This is a genomic window from Arcicella sp. LKC2W, assembly GCF_034931005.1.
In the GTDB taxonomy this organism is placed as follows: Bacteria; Bacteroidota; Bacteroidia; order Cytophagales; family Spirosomataceae; genus Arcicella.
Genome location: NZ_JAYGIN010000007.1, coordinates 232,163 through 248,233, shown reverse-complemented (window position 1 = coordinate 248,233; position 16,071 = coordinate 232,163). Strand labels below are relative to the sequence as shown.

Below are 16,071 nucleotides of genomic sequence, written 5' to 3'. Positions count from 1 at the left end.
AACTACACAATATTATCAATTTCAAAAGGTAAAGTTCTTACACGCTTACCCGTCAAATTAAAAATGGCATTACATAGTGCTGGAGCGATTGGTGGTAAACCTGGCTCGCCAACGCCACCTGGAGCTTCTGAGTTTTCAATAATATGCACTTCTACTTTTGGCATTTCATTGATTCTTAATACACTATATTGATGAAAATTCGTTTGCTCAGCTTGTCCATCTTTAAAAGTCATTCCGTTTTTAATGGCTGCCGTTACCCCCATCACAATATTTCCTTCGGTTTGAGCCTTGATATTGTCTGGATTCACGGTCATTCCGCAGTCAATTACCGAAACAACTTTATCAATTTTAGCACCTTTACCGTCTTTAGAAACCGTTACGGCATGAGCCACAATTGTTCCAAAAGAACGAGCAACGGCAATACCAATCGCCTGACCATCAGTAAGTTTAGCGTGATAATTTGCTTTCTTCGCTAAAACTTGTAACACTCTTGTAAATCGTGGAGAGTCAGCCAACATATCCAAACGGAAAGCCAATGGGTCAATTTTAGCCGCATGAGCCAATTCATCCATAAAACTCTCTTGACCAAAAGCCGTCGTTGAAGAATAAACCGAACGCCACCACAAGATTGGAATATCCGTTTTGGCTAAGTGGAAACTCAATTTACGACTACCAAAATCATAAGGACTGTCTTCAACATTTGCCGTTTCAGAAGCCCAGTCGTCTGGCATATTTTTCAATGGACTTCCAAAAACTTGGTGCTGAATAGAAGCCCCCACAATTTTATGATTATGCCCCACAACCGAACCTTTAGCATCAATTCCACCTTCCAAAACAGACAACATTCCAGGTCGGAAAGGTCCTTGAGCGGTGTCATCTTCACGAGTCCAAATTAATTTTATGGGTGCATTTACCTGTTTTGAGATATGCAAAGCTTCCATCACATAATCGTAATATGCCCTTCTACCAAACGCTCCACCCATAAACGGAACATTCACTTTCACGTTTTCAGGTTTGATTTTTAGATATTGTGCCACTTCAGGAATTAATCCATCAGGCCCTTGCGTTGGTGCCCACAATTCTACTTTATCCCCTTGTACCCAAACCGTTGCATTCTGGGGTTCCATCGGAGCATGAGCCAGAAATGGAGTTTGATAAGAAGCCTCTATTTTTTGGGTTGCTCCCGAAAATTCTTTTACAAAATCACCTTTTGTATCACCTTTATAAACTTCACCTGCGGTTTTTCCTAATTCTTTAAGGTCAGCATAATACGCATCGCTCGAAATTTTATTAGAACCTTCACTATCCCACTTAATTTTCAAGGCTTTACGTCCTTTAGCCGCTGCCCAATAATTATCTGCAACAACAGCTACGGCTTCAACCGTTCTATGAGGCATTTTGCGTTCAGTTTTCAGTATGTATTTCACGCCTTTAATTTTCATGGCTTCAGCACCATCAAAACTTATTACTTTTCCAAGCATTGTCGGCGAATGCTCAATGGTAGCGTACAACATTCCTGGCACTACGGCATCTAAACCAAAAACTGCCGTTCCGTTTACTTTAGAAGGAATTTCTGGACGTGGAACCGATTTTCCTAATAATTTAAAGTCTTTGGCATCTTTCAATTTTGGTGCTTTCGGTACTTCCAATTTTGAGGCTTCTTCCACCAATTCTCCGTAAGTGAATGATTTATTGGTAGGCTTATGAAATACCTTTGCACTTTCCGCATAACATTCATTTACAGGCACTTGCCATTTTTTAGCGGCTGCCGTAATCAACATTTCACGCACGGCTGCCCCTGCGGTTCGCATGGGAGTCCAACGAGTACGGATAGACGAAGAACCACCCGAAAGTTGAGAGCCATATTTGCCCTGTCCGTCTGTATTGCGGATTTCAACTTGGTCGAGGGTAACTTCTAATTCCTCCGCCAAAAGCAAAGGAAGTGATTGATACGTACCTTGTCCCATGTCAGGACGAGCATTAAAAAGTGTGATTTTACCCGCATCATTAATTAGAATATACGGATTCAATTCAAGTCCTAAAGTAGCTATATTGGTAGTATCAATTTTATGAACGATTGTTTCTGTTTTACCAAAAGATGGTAACGAAAAACCAATAGCCAACAAAGATGTGGCTTTTATAAAGTCTCTGCGAGAGTTATTTTTCATTTGAGTTGTGTTTAAACGAATTCCTCCGTCATCACTAATTTATACTCTTTAATTGAATGGCTATTTTCGTATAATGTCACAGGGTCTAAATCAAAAGGGGATATTAAATCCTTGCCCAAAATTTTCATTGATACTTGTAGATTTACCCATTGTAAAGTACCTTCTTCACTCACCGAGGCATATTTGAAAATATCATAATTTGTCAATCTATAAAAAATTTCTAATCTATCGGGAATTACAAATTCTTCTTCAAAATCGTTAACTCTAACTTCTCCTGTATTCCAAAGACAAGTCACTTTAAAGGGTTCAATTTTTAGAATTTGAGTGATATATGGAATATTATTCATTACTTTCTTAATTGAGGATTTAGATTTATAAAATCTTCTAACAATTCTTGCTGTCTTAGTTCAGCCCATTCTACAACTTTATGATATTGTTTGTTAGGCAATTCTCCTCTAATAATTTGCAAAGAAGAAATTTCAATCATCGCCTTAAAACTTGCATAATATACATGAAAATGGGGTGGATTATGGTCATTTGCAAACATCAAAATTTTAATCCCTTCAAATAATTCTATTACTGGCATATATTACTTCCCAGTAGAATTACCACCATCTTTCATCAATTCAGCCGCACGGTGAATGGCTTGGCGAATGCGTGGATACGTTCCACAACGACAAATATTTCCCGACATTGCTACGTCAATATCTTCATCGGTTGGATTAGTTTTTTCTTTCAATAAAGCCACCGCTGACATAATTTGACCCGATTGGCAATAACCACATTGTGGAACTTGAGCCTCAATCCATGCTTTTTGTACGGCGTGGTCGGTATTCGTTGAAATCCCTTCGATAGTTGTAATTTTATTGATAGCTTTCAACGTAGAAATCGGCGTTGAACATGAACGCACAGGTTGCCCGTCAAGGTGAACAGTACAAGCTCCACAAAGAGCCATTCCACAACCAAATTTTGTGCCTTTCAAGCCTACATAATCACGAATTACCCACAAAAGTGGTGTATCGGCATCAGCTTCTACGTTATATTTTTTACCATTTACGGTAAGATTATACTTTGCCATTATAATATCTTTTTAGATTGTCCTAAATCAGTAATTAAAAGTAAAAAATAAACCGCTTTGTTCAAAATTTATTGTGATGGGCTGTGATGATGAGTCTGAACTATGATTTATTGGATGATTGGATTTTAGGATAAGGAAAATGTCTGAACTATGATTCATTGGATGACAGGATTTCAAGACATAGAAACACATCATCTATCAATCATAAAAATCATAGTTCAGACATTTGATTTACCATTCAGGAGTAACACCTCCACGTACTCTTGAGTTCAATGAAAGGCGAATGGCGAATTGGGTATTTTTGAAGGTATTATTCGGAAGAGGAATTCCTAAACTATTATAATTAAAAACGGCTTCTACTCGTAAAATTCGGGCAAGTCCATCTATTCCGTAGCCAAATTCGAGATTATGAATCTTATTATTTGCCGTATATAAATAATTAACAAAAAATTCCTCTCGTAAACCCAAACGACGAATTTGAGGCAACTGAGTCAAAGCAAATTTCCGTAAACCCACCATCGTCATAACATCAATGTATGCTCCGTTAGTTGAATAATAATATTGGTCAATTAATTTCTTACTCGCTCCCCAAACATAATTATCATAAAAACCAACCAAACGATGGGTTGTTACAGCATCACCAATCGAAACCATATTGTTATTTCCATTGAAATGCTTGTAGTCAGCAAAAGTCATATTTTTGGCGCTTAAAAAAGTCCCTGCTTGAGCAATATAATTAAAATTGGTATTGACACTCAATGGAAAATTATGCGTAATTCCCAATTCAATTGTATGGAAATCCATCTGACTATTAAACAGTTGTGGAATTGCCCCACGATATTTAAACGTAATCAATGGCGACGAAGCGAAGTCAACCGTGCGAATATTATTACGATATTGTTTCTTCAAAAAGGGACGATAATTGAGCTGAAAACTGGCAATAACAGCGTCATTAGTCTTAAACTGGCTCGCTCCAATTTCTTGATTTACAGGAAAATTAGGCGAATATGAAACAGCACCATAATTAACCCAATTATAATCTGTCGTATTTTCGAGTGGATAGCGTCTTGCCCATTCCAACGATGACTTTATACCTAATGTATTAGAAAAACGGTCATTAAAACTGATGTTAACAAACTCTTTTTCGTAGATTTTTACGTTATTCTTTTTCAATAAAAGTGTTGCCAAAGAGTTCAAATCGAAGGCAATCGGCGTATCTACATTGTACTGAGAAACAAATTTTCCACCCGAAATACTGAAATCTTCTTTTTGGGTTTTCCAACGAATTTTCACCATTCCCATCGAACGGTTTTGAGTGTAAGAATATCGCCAAGTAGGGTCAATTTCCCACCAATCATAACGGTTTTTACGGTACCTAAAAATCGCTCCTGTATTATGCACGAAGCCTTCTACGGTATTAAAATTGAAGTCTAAAAGTGGAGCTTTGTAGTAAATTTCATAGGGATAATAACCTCGATGGGTACTTCCCCAAAAATACGAGCGACTAAATAATACGCTACCAATACCAAATTTTTGATTAGCTTGTCGGTACGTTGAAAATTCATCGGGCTGAGGAGGAAGCGTATTTTTATTTTTACCAGAAATAGGCAAATCAGGGGTAAAAACCTGAAAATCAGCATCATTTTTTATATTATTCCAAAAACCATTAACTCTTTTATCTGCTTCGTTTGAAACTTCAATTTTATCATAACGCTTCAATCCTGACGCAATATTGGCATCACTCCATTGATTACGAAGATTCGCCCCCATGGCAGACATCACTTGCTTAAATTGCTGAACTTCAAAATTGCGTTCTTGAACATTGACAATTTCTTCAAAGTTTTCTTCGCTTGGTCGTTTAATCTTTTCTGATTGCTCAACACTGAGTTCTTGATAATTCCAAACCTTAGCCAAATATTGATATTCACCATCAAAACCCATCAAACTGCCAGAAGTTTTGATACGAATGATTTGAGGAAACCATTGCTTCAAATGTTGGGTATATTGAATTTGAAAATGATAATCTACGGCATAATTACGAACTTTTAAATCAATATCTTGAATCGAAAAATCTTTATCTGTTATTGAAAACTCTCCGCTAAAAACCTTTTCATCATTATGACGCTTGGGAGAAACTCGAATACGAAAAATGTTAACACCATCTTTTTCGGTGATGCTAAGTAACTGAAAATCATAGTAATTAAATGCCTTCGGCGAGATTGGTGAGATAGCCCCCGTTCCCAAAATTGATTTATAAAAATTGGGATTTACAAATTTATCGGGACGACCTTCAGCTTTATAATTATTCCTAATAGCCTGATAATCAAATAAATAATCGTTGTAATTATTTACTGAAAATTTCACAAACGACTCTGATTGATAAGTCAAACCTTCTTCCACTCCTTCGTTCACCAACAATGATTTCCAAACATTGGGTATGCGAGTCCATTTTCCTGAATTTTGAATAAAAGTTTCAGCCTGATAATTAGCATAAGATTTATCGTGAGATGGAGCCGCTGCAATAGCTTTCTGAATAATCGACGACACTTGAACAGAATCTTCAAAGATTTTTGTAAAAGCCCATGAATCAGAGGCATAAAGCACCAGAAAAAGTAAAAAAAATCGTTGAAGCATCATTTAGTTTTGTTTCTGTTTCGAAGTAAAATAGGTGGGATTTTTAAGAGGATACAAAATTACAAACAAACTTTGATAGTATTATTTCGTAATCATTAATTATTAGGAAACGGTTAAAAGTATCTTTTTCTCATAACAAAAGGTGATTCTAATATCTTTTTAATGTATTTTTAAAACCATAATTTTATTAGAGACGTTGTTAAAGTAAATCAATTAATTTTCATCAAAAATCTAAACTATGCAATCTACTCAGTTAAGCCTTATTGTCAAGAAACTGACCGAGTTTTACGGAACTGGCTTCGATAATTTTGCAAATCATTCGGCATTCTCTGAAACTAAACAATATTCGTCGTCGGATATTAATTCATTCATTAACGATTTAATCGAAACAGCCCGAAAACAAAACTTCCTACTCGTTGAAAATTACATCAGCAAACAGGAGTTCAAACAATTCATTCAAGAAAATGACCACCCTGTCATATTTTTTAATGATAATAAAATTGTTTTAGGAGGTCGATTACTCAAAACAAAGAAACCTTTTTTCTATCAAATTTCTGACAGTCAAGATTTTGAGGAAATCTCACCTGATTCCACTTTCAATCCAACCGTGATTGAAGACAATCCTGATAATTCTAAAAACGGTAAAGTCCGATTTTTAGGTGTTTATCCACTCGAAAATATTACTGACAGAGAACAAATTGAGGTTTTCACACCACTCCAACGCTTGTTCAAGATGCTTAGAAACGAGCGAAAGGACATCAGCTATATTTACATTTATGCCATTGTGGTGGGTATCATCAGTTTATCATTACCACTTGGTATTCAAGCAATTATCGGATTAGTTTCAGGTGGTTTGGCATTTAGTTCGGTTTATGTTCTGATTGCGGTGGTAATTATTGGGGTGATTATTTCTGGGGTAATGCAAATTTATCAGCTAACCTTAGTGGAAATTCTCCAACGAAGGGTTTTTACCAAAGCTGCCTTTGAATTTACATACAGAATCCCACGAGTAAAATCGGAATCTTTGTTAGGGTCTTACGCTCCTGAATTGATGAACCGTTTTTTCGATGTTATCAACGTTCAGAAAGCACTTCCAAAAGTATTAATTGATATGACCGCTGCCGTCATTCAAATTCTTTTTGGTATTATTTTACTTTCCCTATATCATCCGTATTTCATTGCATTTGGCTTTTTGACCATTGCCATTGTCATCATTGTGATTTATTACAATGCTCCTAAAGGTATGGAAACCAGTTTGGCAGAGTCAAAATACAAGTATAAAGTGGCTCAATGGTTAGAAGACATTGCAAGAACATTGTACGCTTTCAAGTCGGCTGGTTCTACCAATTTACCGATGCAAAAAATGGACTATTTGGTTAATAACTATCTGAAATACAGAAAGAAACACTATAAAATTCTACTAAATCTTTATGGTAATGCCGTCTTTTTCAAAGCATTTATTACGGGTTTATTGTTGGTTTTAGGAACATCGTTAGTGATTGACCGCCAGATTTCATTGGGACAATTTGTCGCTTCCGAAATTATCATTGTATTGGTGGTAAACTCGGTTGAAAAACTTATTTCGGGAACAGAAACGGTTTTCGATTTATTGACTGCTATTGAAAAAATGGGTCATGTCACAGATTTACCTTTGGAACGTCAACGAGGTTTAAAGGTTAATTTTCACGAACAAAACCAAGGTTTAGCCATCAAAATGCAAGATTTGAGTTATAAATATGCCGACGGAGCAAAATACGTTTTGGAAAAACTCAATCTTGAAATACAACCCAACGAAAGTATTTGTATTACGGGTACAAATGGTTCTGGAAAGGAAACTTTATTGAAAATACTTTCTGCTATTTTTACAGATTTCGAAGGCTCGATTTCTTATAACAATCTATCAATCAGAGACATAGAACTAAATTCAATTCGTGATGCCATTGAAAGAAATTTAGCAACTGATTTGATTTTTGATGGAACATTATTAGAAAATATCGTGATGGGGCGAGCAAGTATTACACTTTCGGATGTTCAGTGGGCATTAGAAAACCTCAACATGAATAACAATATTGGAGAGTTGGGCGAAGGCTTAACTACCCAAATGATTGCAGGTGGAAAACGTTTTTCTGAAAGTTTTATCGCTAAAATTTCCGTAGCTCGTTGTGTTGTTGAAAAACCAAAATTATTAATGGTTACGGATATTTATCGGGAATTACACAAAGCTGAACGCATGAGCGCCATTGCATTTTTGACGGATAAAGCAAATCCTTGGACGCTTTTGACTATCTCAAACGACCCAATGATTATGGCAGCCTGCGACCGTGTAATTGTGTTGAATGATGGCAAAATAACCCTTGATGGTAAATATAAAGAGTTAATTAAAAATCCACTTTTTCAAGAAGCGGTTGATTAATGATTGTCCCAAGTATTACTTACAATGTATCAAGAATATGCAGGATTAGAATAGACAATCCTTTCTTAATACTTAATACCCAAGACTAAATACTAAAATAATATGCTAAATATATCTAAACAAAGCGTTAGTGAAGCCGTACATGAAAAGTATGAATTGCACTCGCTAAAAACATTGCATACCCCACGTTCAGCAGTCATTTTAAAACGTTGGCTTATTGCTATTGGAGTAGTTTTGGTAGCAATTCTTTTTCTTCCTTGGCAACAAAATGTTAATGGCAAAGGAGATATTTCGGCTCTTACGCCCAAAGACCGTCCACAAAATATTCAGAATATTATTTCGGGAAGAATTGAGAAATGGCTTGTTCGTGAAGGCGACTTAGTGCAGGCTGGCGATACTCTTTTGGTGATTTCGGAGATGAAAGACGACTATTTTGACCCTAATTACCCCAAGCGTTTGCAAGAACAATTAGTAGCAAAAGGCGATGCCATAAAAAGCTATCAACTTAAAATACAATCTCTTGATAATCAAATTGTTGCTCTTCAAGAAAACAACCAATTTAGTTTACAGAAAGCTCGTAATAAGGTTCGTCAGGGCTATGCAAAAGTAACTTCCGACAGTACCGACGCTCTGGCGGAACGAGTACAAGTAAATATTGCCCAAACTCGTTATGACCGTGGCGAAGACCAATACAAAAATGGCGGTTTAGTTTCTTTAAGCGAATTAGAATCTCGAAAGTTGAAGTTGCAAGAAGTACAAGCCAAATTAATTTCTATTCAAAATAAATTAGCCATTTCACGTCAAGAATTAATCAACGCCAAAATTGAATTAAATTCTATCAATGCCGAATACGCTGAGAAAATAGCCAAAGCACAATCAGACCGCAGTTCGGCACTTTCATCTTTGGCGACAGGAGAATATGAATTATCACAATTACAGAATAAAATTACCAATGTGGATATTCGTCGAGGTCAATATTATGTAAAAGCCCCACAAGAGGGTTATATCGTAAAAGCCTTGAAAGCAGGTATTGGCGAGACAATTAAAGAAGGTGAATCTATTTGTACACTACAACCCTCAGCTCCCGAAATGGCAGTTGAAATGTATGTAAAAGCAATGGACGTACCATTAATTGAACCTGGCAGAGAAGTAAGAATGCAGTTTGAAGGTTGGCCTTCTTTGGTATTTTCGGGTTGGCCTTCGGCTACGGTGGGTACTTTTGGAGGTATCGTAAAAGTAATTGACCGTATCGACAACAACAAAGGCGAGTATCGTTTATTAATCGTTCCTAAATTGGGCAAAGGCGAACAAACTTGGCCAAAACAATTACGCATGGGTTCGGGTGTGGTTGGTTGGGTAATGCTCGATGATGTGCCTGTTTGGTACGAAATCTGGCGACAACTCAATGCCTTCCCTCCTACGTTGAAAGAAGAACCCAAAGCAGCATTGAAACAAAAGTAGAGACGTTGCCTGCAACGTCTAAAACCTTCAAAAACAGAAATGAAGACCTTGCAGGTAACAAATTCTTTTGTTAAACAACGATGAATGAAGACGTTGCAGATAATCTGTCACTAATCTTTGATAATTTTCTTGTCAAATAACCATGAAGACGTTGCAGGCAACGTCTCTACTGTGTATGAAAAAAATAAAAAATATCTTAAACGTTATTTTTCTAACGTTACTTGCCAATATTACTCTTAAAGCCCAAACCAGCTTTGGTTACGAAGATTTTAAAAGTTTAGTCTTAAAAAATCACCCAACCGTTAAACAAGCCAATCTTTATCCAAATGATGCAGAGGCTGAAATTATGCAAGCAAAAGGGGCTTTTGACCCAAAACTTTCTTCAAATTTCGACCGCAAAGCCTTTAAAGGAGCAGATTATTACAATCGGTGGGAAAATGCTTTGAAAATCCCAACTTGGTCGGGTGTAGATTTTAAATTAGGCTATGAAAACAGAACAGGTAAAAATTTATTGCCCGAAGAATCAAGCCAATTATTCATTGCAGGATTGAGCCTTCCAATTGGTCAAGGATTAGTAATTGATGCTCGCAGAAATACGTTAAAACAAGCTCGTTTAGCCAAAAATTATGCCGAAGCAGAACGCCAAAAACTCATCAACTCAACCATTTATTATGCAGCAAAAGCCTATTGGGAATGGTGGTTTTCATACCAACAATTACAATTAATTAAAGAAGGTTATGATTTGGCAGACAAACGTTTCGTGGCAACTCGTGAGCGAGCAAGAATTGGCGAACAGGCAACTATCGATTCGGTGGAAGCAAAAATTACACTTCAAGACCGTCAAGTGGCTTTGGAACAAGCACTTATCGACCTCCAAAATAACCGTTTAGCTCTCTCAAATTATTTGTGGAGTGCCAACGAAACGCCTTTAGAATTGCCCGAAGATGCCACGCCACCTTTGGCAGGAATCCGTAAAGTGGATGATACAACTTTGCAATCATTAATTAGCCAAGCAAAAGCACAACATCCTGAAATCCTGAAACTTAACGTAAAAATTGACCAATTACAAATTGAAGAGCGATTCAGAAAAGAGATGCTGAAACCGATTTTCAACGCCAATTTTAATTTCATTGCAGACGGTTTTGCTTCAAAAGCGATTTACAATTATGAAAACTCATTTTCTACGAGTAATCATAAATTGGGATTTGAATTTGTAATGCCTTTATTTTTAAGGAAAGAAAGAGGTAAGTTACAGCAAGTTCGCATTAAACAACAATCAACAGGTTTTGAGTTAAATTTGGCTCGTCGGGAAATTATGAACGAAGTTTATGTAGCTTATAATGACGTTCGAAATTATGAAAAACAGTTGAAAATTCAAGAAGATGCTACCAAAAATCAAGAGCTTTTGGTTAAAGCAGAACAGCGTAAATTTGACATCGGAGAAAGTACCCTTTTCTTGATAAATTCCAGAGAAAGTAAGTGGATTGAAATGAAAACGAAGGTAGAATCTTTGAAAAGTAAATACGAAAAAGCATTAGCAAATTTGGCTTATATGTCTGGTTTGACTGAGATTTTGTAATTTTACAAAAAAAACTTATCGAAAATTCACCAAAATATTCATTGTCTGAAGCTGAAAAAGACTTCATCAAAGTTCATCAAAACGATGAAGTAACGACTTTACTTTTACAGGCTAAAAAATACCCAAATCTAAATATTCCTGATTTGGTTTTACAAATTAAAGCCCGACAAAAAGCCAAAGTAAAACTTCCAGAATGGTCTGAAAATGAAGGAATTGTATTTCCAAAAATGCTTTCGGTAGAACAATCTTCTTCAGAAATTACCGCAAAATTCAAAGCAAGTTTAGTAGAAGGCGAAATGCTCATCGACCTCACAGGAGGCATGGGCGTGGATATTGCGTACATGAGCAAAAACTTCAAAAAAGCCTTTTACAATGAACAAAACGCTGATTTACTGGATGTTACAAAATATAATTTTGAGCAATTAGGGATAAAAAATACCGAGTTTATGGCGGGAAATTCGGTAGAGAATTTTGAACAATTTAACACTCATTTCTCTTGGATTTATCTCGACCCACACCGTCGAGATGATACAGGAAGTAAAGTGGTAAGACTACAAGATTGCGAACCTAATATCCTACAAATCAAAGACTTACTATTCAAAAAAACAGATAATATTCTACTGAAAGCTTCTCCGATGTTGGATATTGATTTGGCAATTACCGACTTAGGAAGTGTTTCTCATGTGTACGTCGTGGCAGTTGAAAATGAGGTTAAAGAAGTGTTATTTCACTTGCAATCTCCCCTCTCTGTTGGAGAGGGGCTGGGGGTGAGGTTACACGCCATTAATCTTACTAAAAATCACCAGACAGAACTTATTTTCTCGAAGTCAGAAGAAAAAAATGCTACCATAAAATTAGGTTCGCCACAACAATTTTTATACGAACCGAATGCAGCCATTTTAAAAACAGGAGCATTCCGTTTTACCGCACAACACTTTGATTTACAGAAAATTGCACCGCATAGCCATCTTTATACTTCGGAGAAATTAGTAGAAGATTTTCAAGGAAGAAGTTTCAAAATTGTGGCCGTTTGTAAATTGGATAAAAAGGAAATTTCAAAGCATTTAACGGAAAATAAAGCGAACATAACTATCCGTAATTTTCCGTTGACGGTGAAACAAATTCGAGAGAAATTGAAGCTTTCGGAAGGAGGAAATGAATATCTTTTTGCAACTACTGACGCTCAAAATCAGAAAATTGTGATTGTTTGCCGTAGGACAGGAATCCTTCCTGTCTAATAAGCTGACAGGAAAGATTCCTGTCCTACTTTATCCAAATAATAGCCCACTAAAATTCCAACCAGATACGAAACTAAGTCACTCCACAAAAAGCCAAAGCCTAAAATCAGACCACCCAAACGGTTCTGACGAATAGCATCAATCCATTCTGCGTGATATAACTGACTGATTTCGATGAGGTAACAAAAAATAAGTGCATACCAAAATGCACTCGATTGTTTAGAGGGAAATAACATTCTGAAACCGAAATAAATCATCATCGCCCACAAAGCATCTCCTCCGTAAAGCTTCATAAATTCAGTTCCGTAAATACGTGTAGCCAAGCCAATCGGAATGAGAAATAAAGCACAGAGCAAGTAAATCAGCCTATTTTTCATGAACGATTATGTAGGATTTAGTTGTCAGGTATTACTGTTTATAAAGCTATTGCAAAGGAAAATCTCCTAATTTTTACCGTGTATTTATTTATTTTTTCGGAACTATCAACAATTTGTCGCAGAATAAAATTAGACCACAGATTGTACTGATTCAACGGATTTACACGGATAAATTTAAAGAAAAATCAGTGTAAATCTGTTTTATCTGTTCTATCAGTGGTCTAATTTTGTCTTGCGACAAATAGTAGATAATTCCGTATTTTTTTTATAAAATTTCTACCCAAAGACAGGAAAGATTCCTGTCCTACGATTTGGGAATAATCTTTTTAATCAAATAATACAAGGGCAAACCGCCCAAAAACAAGCCAATTGCCGTTGGTAAATTTTCTTTATTACTCAATAAAGCACTAACAGCCACCAATGTATAAGTAACAATAAAAATGGCAGGAAAAAGCACTTTCCCGAAGCCGATTGTATAAAGACTTTCAGAAGTTTGCAAGATTTTTTTACGTAATATAAAAATGGTAAAAGCCGAAGTTATCATTCCTATTGAGTCGCAAAACATGACATAATTCAATAATTCTTTGAAGGAATCTCCAAAGAAAAGGAACAGAATTAAAAAGCTAACGTAAACCGTCAAAGCAATTTCTTGCACTTGCGATTTGTCATTTTGCTTACTAAAAAACTTGGGCAAAACCCCATCCTCCGCCATTGCGAAATAAACTCTTGGATTGGTTAGCATCGAAGAATTTACAAAAGTTAGTACCGAAATAAATAACAAAACTGACGTAACTTTTGAGCCTGTTTCTCCAAAAAATACCTTCGCCAAATCAGAAGTTAGAGACGTAGAATTTGCCATTCCTTCCATTCCCAAAACTTTATAATACGCAAAATTGATTGCCAAATATAAAAACATCACCAAGCCACAACCAATAAAAATGCCTTTGGGCGTATTTTTTGAAGGATTTTCAATATCCGTTCCAAAATTTATCGTTTGCTGATAACCTCCATACGTAAAGAAAATCGGAATAAAACTGAGAGCCAAAGCCTTAAAATAATCCATCGTTTCCCAATGTTCGCTCGCTAAATTGGTAGAAGCTTTTGGCGTAGGATGATTGCCAAAAATGGTCAAAATCAACAAGCCCATCAAGACAATTTTTATCATTGAAAGCACATTTTGAGTCTTTGCAGAAAGGCGAATTCCGATAAAATTGATAGCGTACAAAATCACAATTGTGCCGATAGAAGTAATTTTGATTCCCAATGGATTTTGCAAAGATTCGGGCATTAAAACAGGATTAATATATTCCGCCCCAACCATCGCCACAATTGATACCGCCCCAGCATTAGAAATCACCAACATCCAGTTGACCATAAAAGCAAAAGCGGGGTGATAACAATAAGAGAAAATCTTATAAAAACCACCTTTCACGGCATATCGGGAGCCAATTTCTGCGTAAGTCAAGCCACCTAAAAAGCTAATTATTCCGCCTAAAATCCATGCTAAAAAGAAAATAGTAGGCGTTTGTGCCGTTTTGGCTACTTCTACGGGATTTCTGAAAATTCCCATACCAATAATTAAGCTCACCACGAGCATGATGGTGTCGAAAAGGTTTAGTTTGTTTTTATTGAGCATATTTGTTGATGAAAATTCTTGTATCGTAAATTAGAAATTAGCATTCAGAAATCATAAATTTGAGTAAATAATTTATTCCATTTAACCGATAACAAAGGTCAGCCTTATACCATCAAAATGAATTGGAAAACCCTTTACACCAGCAAGCGACTCGGTGACGAAAAGAAGTACGAAACCGAGAAATCTGACCCTGTCCGTAATGCTTATTTACGTGATTATGACCGTCTTATCTTTTCTTCTCCTTTCCGAAGAATGCAAAATAAAACGCAGGTTTTTCCAGTTCCCGGTCCCATTTTCGTGCATAATAGATTAACGCATAGTTTAGAAGTAGCATCGGTTGGACGTTCTTTGGGGAAAGCCGTTGGCGTAAAATTATCGCAAAAATATCCCGAAGAATCTGCTGATTTTCATGAGTTTTATCGTTACGATTTACCGACGGTTATCGCAACGGCTTGTTTGGCTCATGACATTGGCAATCCACCTTTTGGGCATTCGGGAGAATCGGCAATTCGTAATTATTTTGATAATCTTTCAGGAGAAACCAGAGACACTTTAGAAGCAGAACTATCTGAAAATCAACTCAATGACTTTCGTAAATTTGAAGGAAATGCCAATGCTTTTAGAATTTTAACCAATGCCGATAATGGGCATAAATTGACCTACACCGCCATTGCGTCCATTGTAAAATACCCAACTGACTCGACCAATGGATTTAATAAAGAAACGGGACTGATTGGCACAAAAAAATCAGGCTTTTTCGATTCTGAAATTGACATTTATCGCCAAGTTGCCGATGAATTGAACATTAGAGTTTTAGACGATGAACGCAACACTTATGCTCGTCATCCTTTCGTATTTTTGATGGAAGCCGCCGATGATATTTGTTATCGAATTATAGATTTGGAAGATGCTCACCGCCTCCGAATCTTGACGGCTCAGCAGGTGATAGACTTACTTTTACCTTTTTGGGAAAAGGACGAAAAAACGTACAATTATATCAAAAATGACAAATTACACCGCATCGACGACAACAACGAAAAGTTAGCTTTTTTGCGAGCGATGTTGATAAATCTGCTTTCTCAAAAGTGTACAGAAGCGTTTTTAGCACATGAAAAAGAGATTTTATCAGGAGAATTAAACAAATCTTTGGTGGATATTTTGGATACTCATACGCTTGCGTGTTTGAAACGTGTAGATAAAATTTCAATCAGTGATATTTACAATCATAAGTCCGTAATTGAAATAGAAATTGCAGGCTACAACGTAATTGGGGCATTATTAGACGAGTTCGTTACGGCGATTTTGCATCCACAACGTCCAAAATCAGGAAAATTATTGCAACTCATCCCCAAACAAACTAATATTCAACAAGGAGAATTGTATAATAATATTCAAATAGTGGTGGATTTTGTAGCAGGAATGTCGGACTTATATGCCGTTGATTTGTATAGACGAATTACTGGTATTACAATTCATTGAGTAACACA

The 16,071-nt window shown here is 36.3% G+C and carries 12 protein-coding genes; 5 read left to right on the top strand and 7 right to left on the bottom strand.

Annotated elements, in window-relative coordinates:
* Window positions 1-2: 2 nt before the first annotated feature.
* From VB796_RS08200 to VB796_RS08180, 5 genes are all read right to left on the bottom strand, one after another.
* Entirely contained in the window at window positions 3-2,168 is a 2,166-nt protein-coding gene (locus VB796_RS08200; protein WP_323346039.1) for a xanthine dehydrogenase family protein molybdopterin-binding subunit, read from the bottom strand.
* Window positions 2,169-2,179: 11 nt separating this feature from the next.
* The gene (locus VB796_RS08195) at window positions 2,180-2,515 is read right to left on the bottom strand and encodes a hypothetical protein (protein WP_323346038.1); all 336 of its coding nucleotides are present in this window, start codon (window positions 2,513-2,515) and stop codon (window positions 2,180-2,182) included.
* Window positions 2,515-2,754 carry a DUF4160 domain-containing protein gene (locus VB796_RS08190; protein ID WP_323346037.1) on the bottom strand — a complete coding sequence of 80 codons (240 nt, stop codon included), beginning with the start codon at window positions 2,752-2,754 and terminating at the stop codon, window positions 2,515-2,517. The genes VB796_RS08195 and VB796_RS08190 overlap by 1 nt, the downstream gene beginning before the upstream one ends.
* Window positions 2,755-2,757: 3 nt before the next feature.
* The gene (locus tag VB796_RS08185) at window positions 2,758-3,246 is read right to left on the bottom strand and encodes a (2Fe-2S)-binding protein (RefSeq protein ID WP_323346036.1); all 489 of its coding nucleotides are present in this window, start codon (window positions 3,244-3,246) and stop codon (window positions 2,758-2,760) included.
* Between the two features lie 231 nt (window positions 3,247-3,477).
* Entirely contained in the window at window positions 3,478-5,880 is a 2,403-nt protein-coding gene (locus VB796_RS08180; RefSeq protein WP_323346035.1) for a DUF5686 family protein, read from the bottom strand.
* A 238-nt stretch (window positions 5,881-6,118) separates the two neighbouring features.
* On the opposite strand from VB796_RS08180, the gene VB796_RS08175 reads away from it, so the two are divergent.
* The 4 genes from VB796_RS08175 to VB796_RS08160 all read left to right on the top strand — a co-directional run bounded on the left by VB796_RS08175 (window position 6,119) and on the right by VB796_RS08160 (window position 12,571).
* A complete protein-coding gene (locus tag VB796_RS08175; RefSeq protein ID WP_323346034.1) occupies window positions 6,119-8,293 on the top strand; it encodes a peptidase domain-containing ABC transporter in 2,175 nt (724 codons plus the stop codon).
* A gap of 102 nt (window positions 8,294-8,395) precedes the next feature.
* Complete coding sequence (locus tag VB796_RS08170; RefSeq protein WP_323346033.1) at window positions 8,396-9,754, top strand: HlyD family secretion protein; 1,359 nt, start codon at window positions 8,396-8,398, stop codon at window positions 9,752-9,754.
* Window positions 9,755-9,929: 175 nt separating this feature from the next.
* On the top strand, window positions 9,930-11,333 hold the full coding sequence (locus VB796_RS08165) for a TolC family protein (protein WP_323346032.1): 1,404 nt from the start codon (window positions 9,930-9,932) through the stop codon (window positions 11,331-11,333).
* Window positions 11,334-11,374: 41 nt separating this feature from the next.
* The gene (locus VB796_RS08160) at window positions 11,375-12,571 is read left to right on the top strand and encodes a THUMP-like domain-containing protein (protein ID WP_323346031.1); all 1,197 of its coding nucleotides are present in this window, start codon (window positions 11,375-11,377) and stop codon (window positions 12,569-12,571) included.
* On the opposite strand, the gene VB796_RS08155 is transcribed toward VB796_RS08160, so the two are convergent.
* Together VB796_RS08155 and VB796_RS08150 are read right to left on the bottom strand one after the other, a co-directional pair.
* Window positions 12,568-12,948, bottom strand: a complete 381-nt coding sequence (locus VB796_RS08155) for a DUF2809 domain-containing protein (protein ID WP_323346030.1) — start codon at window positions 12,946-12,948, stop codon at window positions 12,568-12,570. The genes VB796_RS08160 and VB796_RS08155 overlap by 4 nt on opposite strands.
* Window positions 12,949-13,252: 304 nt before the next feature.
* The gene (locus VB796_RS08150; RefSeq protein ID WP_323346029.1) at window positions 13,253-14,584 is read right to left on the bottom strand and encodes an APC family permease; all 1,332 of its coding nucleotides are present in this window, start codon (window positions 14,582-14,584) and stop codon (window positions 13,253-13,255) included.
* 117 nt (window positions 14,585-14,701) lie between these two features.
* Here VB796_RS08150 and VB796_RS08145 point away from each other — a divergent pair, with 117 nt between their 5' ends.
* On the top strand, window positions 14,702-16,063 hold the full coding sequence (locus VB796_RS08145) for a deoxyguanosinetriphosphate triphosphohydrolase (protein ID WP_323346028.1): 1,362 nt from the start codon (window positions 14,702-14,704) through the stop codon (window positions 16,061-16,063).
* The last annotated feature ends 8 nt before the right edge of the window (window positions 16,064-16,071 follow it).

Coding starts and splice junctions, on each gene's coding strand:
- VB796_RS08200 (WP_323346039.1), bottom strand. CDS start 2,168: ATGAAAAATAACTCTCGCAGAGACTTTATAAAAGCCACATCTTTGTTG.
- VB796_RS08195 (WP_323346038.1), bottom strand. CDS start 2,515: ATGAATAATATTCCATATATCACTCAAATTCTAAAAATTGAACCCTTT.
- VB796_RS08190 (WP_323346037.1), bottom strand. CDS start 2,754: ATGCCAGTAATAGAATTATTTGAAGGGATTAAAATTTTGATGTTTGCA.
- VB796_RS08185 (WP_323346036.1), bottom strand. CDS start 3,246: ATGGCAAAGTATAATCTTACCGTAAATGGTAAAAAATATAACGTAGAA.
- VB796_RS08180 (WP_323346035.1), bottom strand. CDS start 5,880: ATGCTTCAACGATTTTTTTTACTTTTTCTGGTGCTTTATGCCTCTGAT.
- VB796_RS08175 (WP_323346034.1), top strand. CDS start 6,119: ATGCAATCTACTCAGTTAAGCCTTATTGTCAAGAAACTGACCGAGTTT.
- VB796_RS08170 (WP_323346033.1), top strand. CDS start 8,396: ATGCTAAATATATCTAAACAAAGCGTTAGTGAAGCCGTACATGAAAAG.
- VB796_RS08165 (WP_323346032.1), top strand. CDS start 9,930: ATGAAAAAAATAAAAAATATCTTAAACGTTATTTTTCTAACGTTACTT.
- VB796_RS08155 (WP_323346030.1), bottom strand. CDS start 12,948: ATGAAAAATAGGCTGATTTACTTGCTCTGTGCTTTATTTCTCATTCCG.
- VB796_RS08150 (WP_323346029.1), bottom strand. CDS start 14,584: ATGCTCAATAAAAACAAACTAAACCTTTTCGACACCATCATGCTCGTG.
- VB796_RS08145 (WP_323346028.1), top strand. CDS start 14,702: ATGAATTGGAAAACCCTTTACACCAGCAAGCGACTCGGTGACGAAAAG.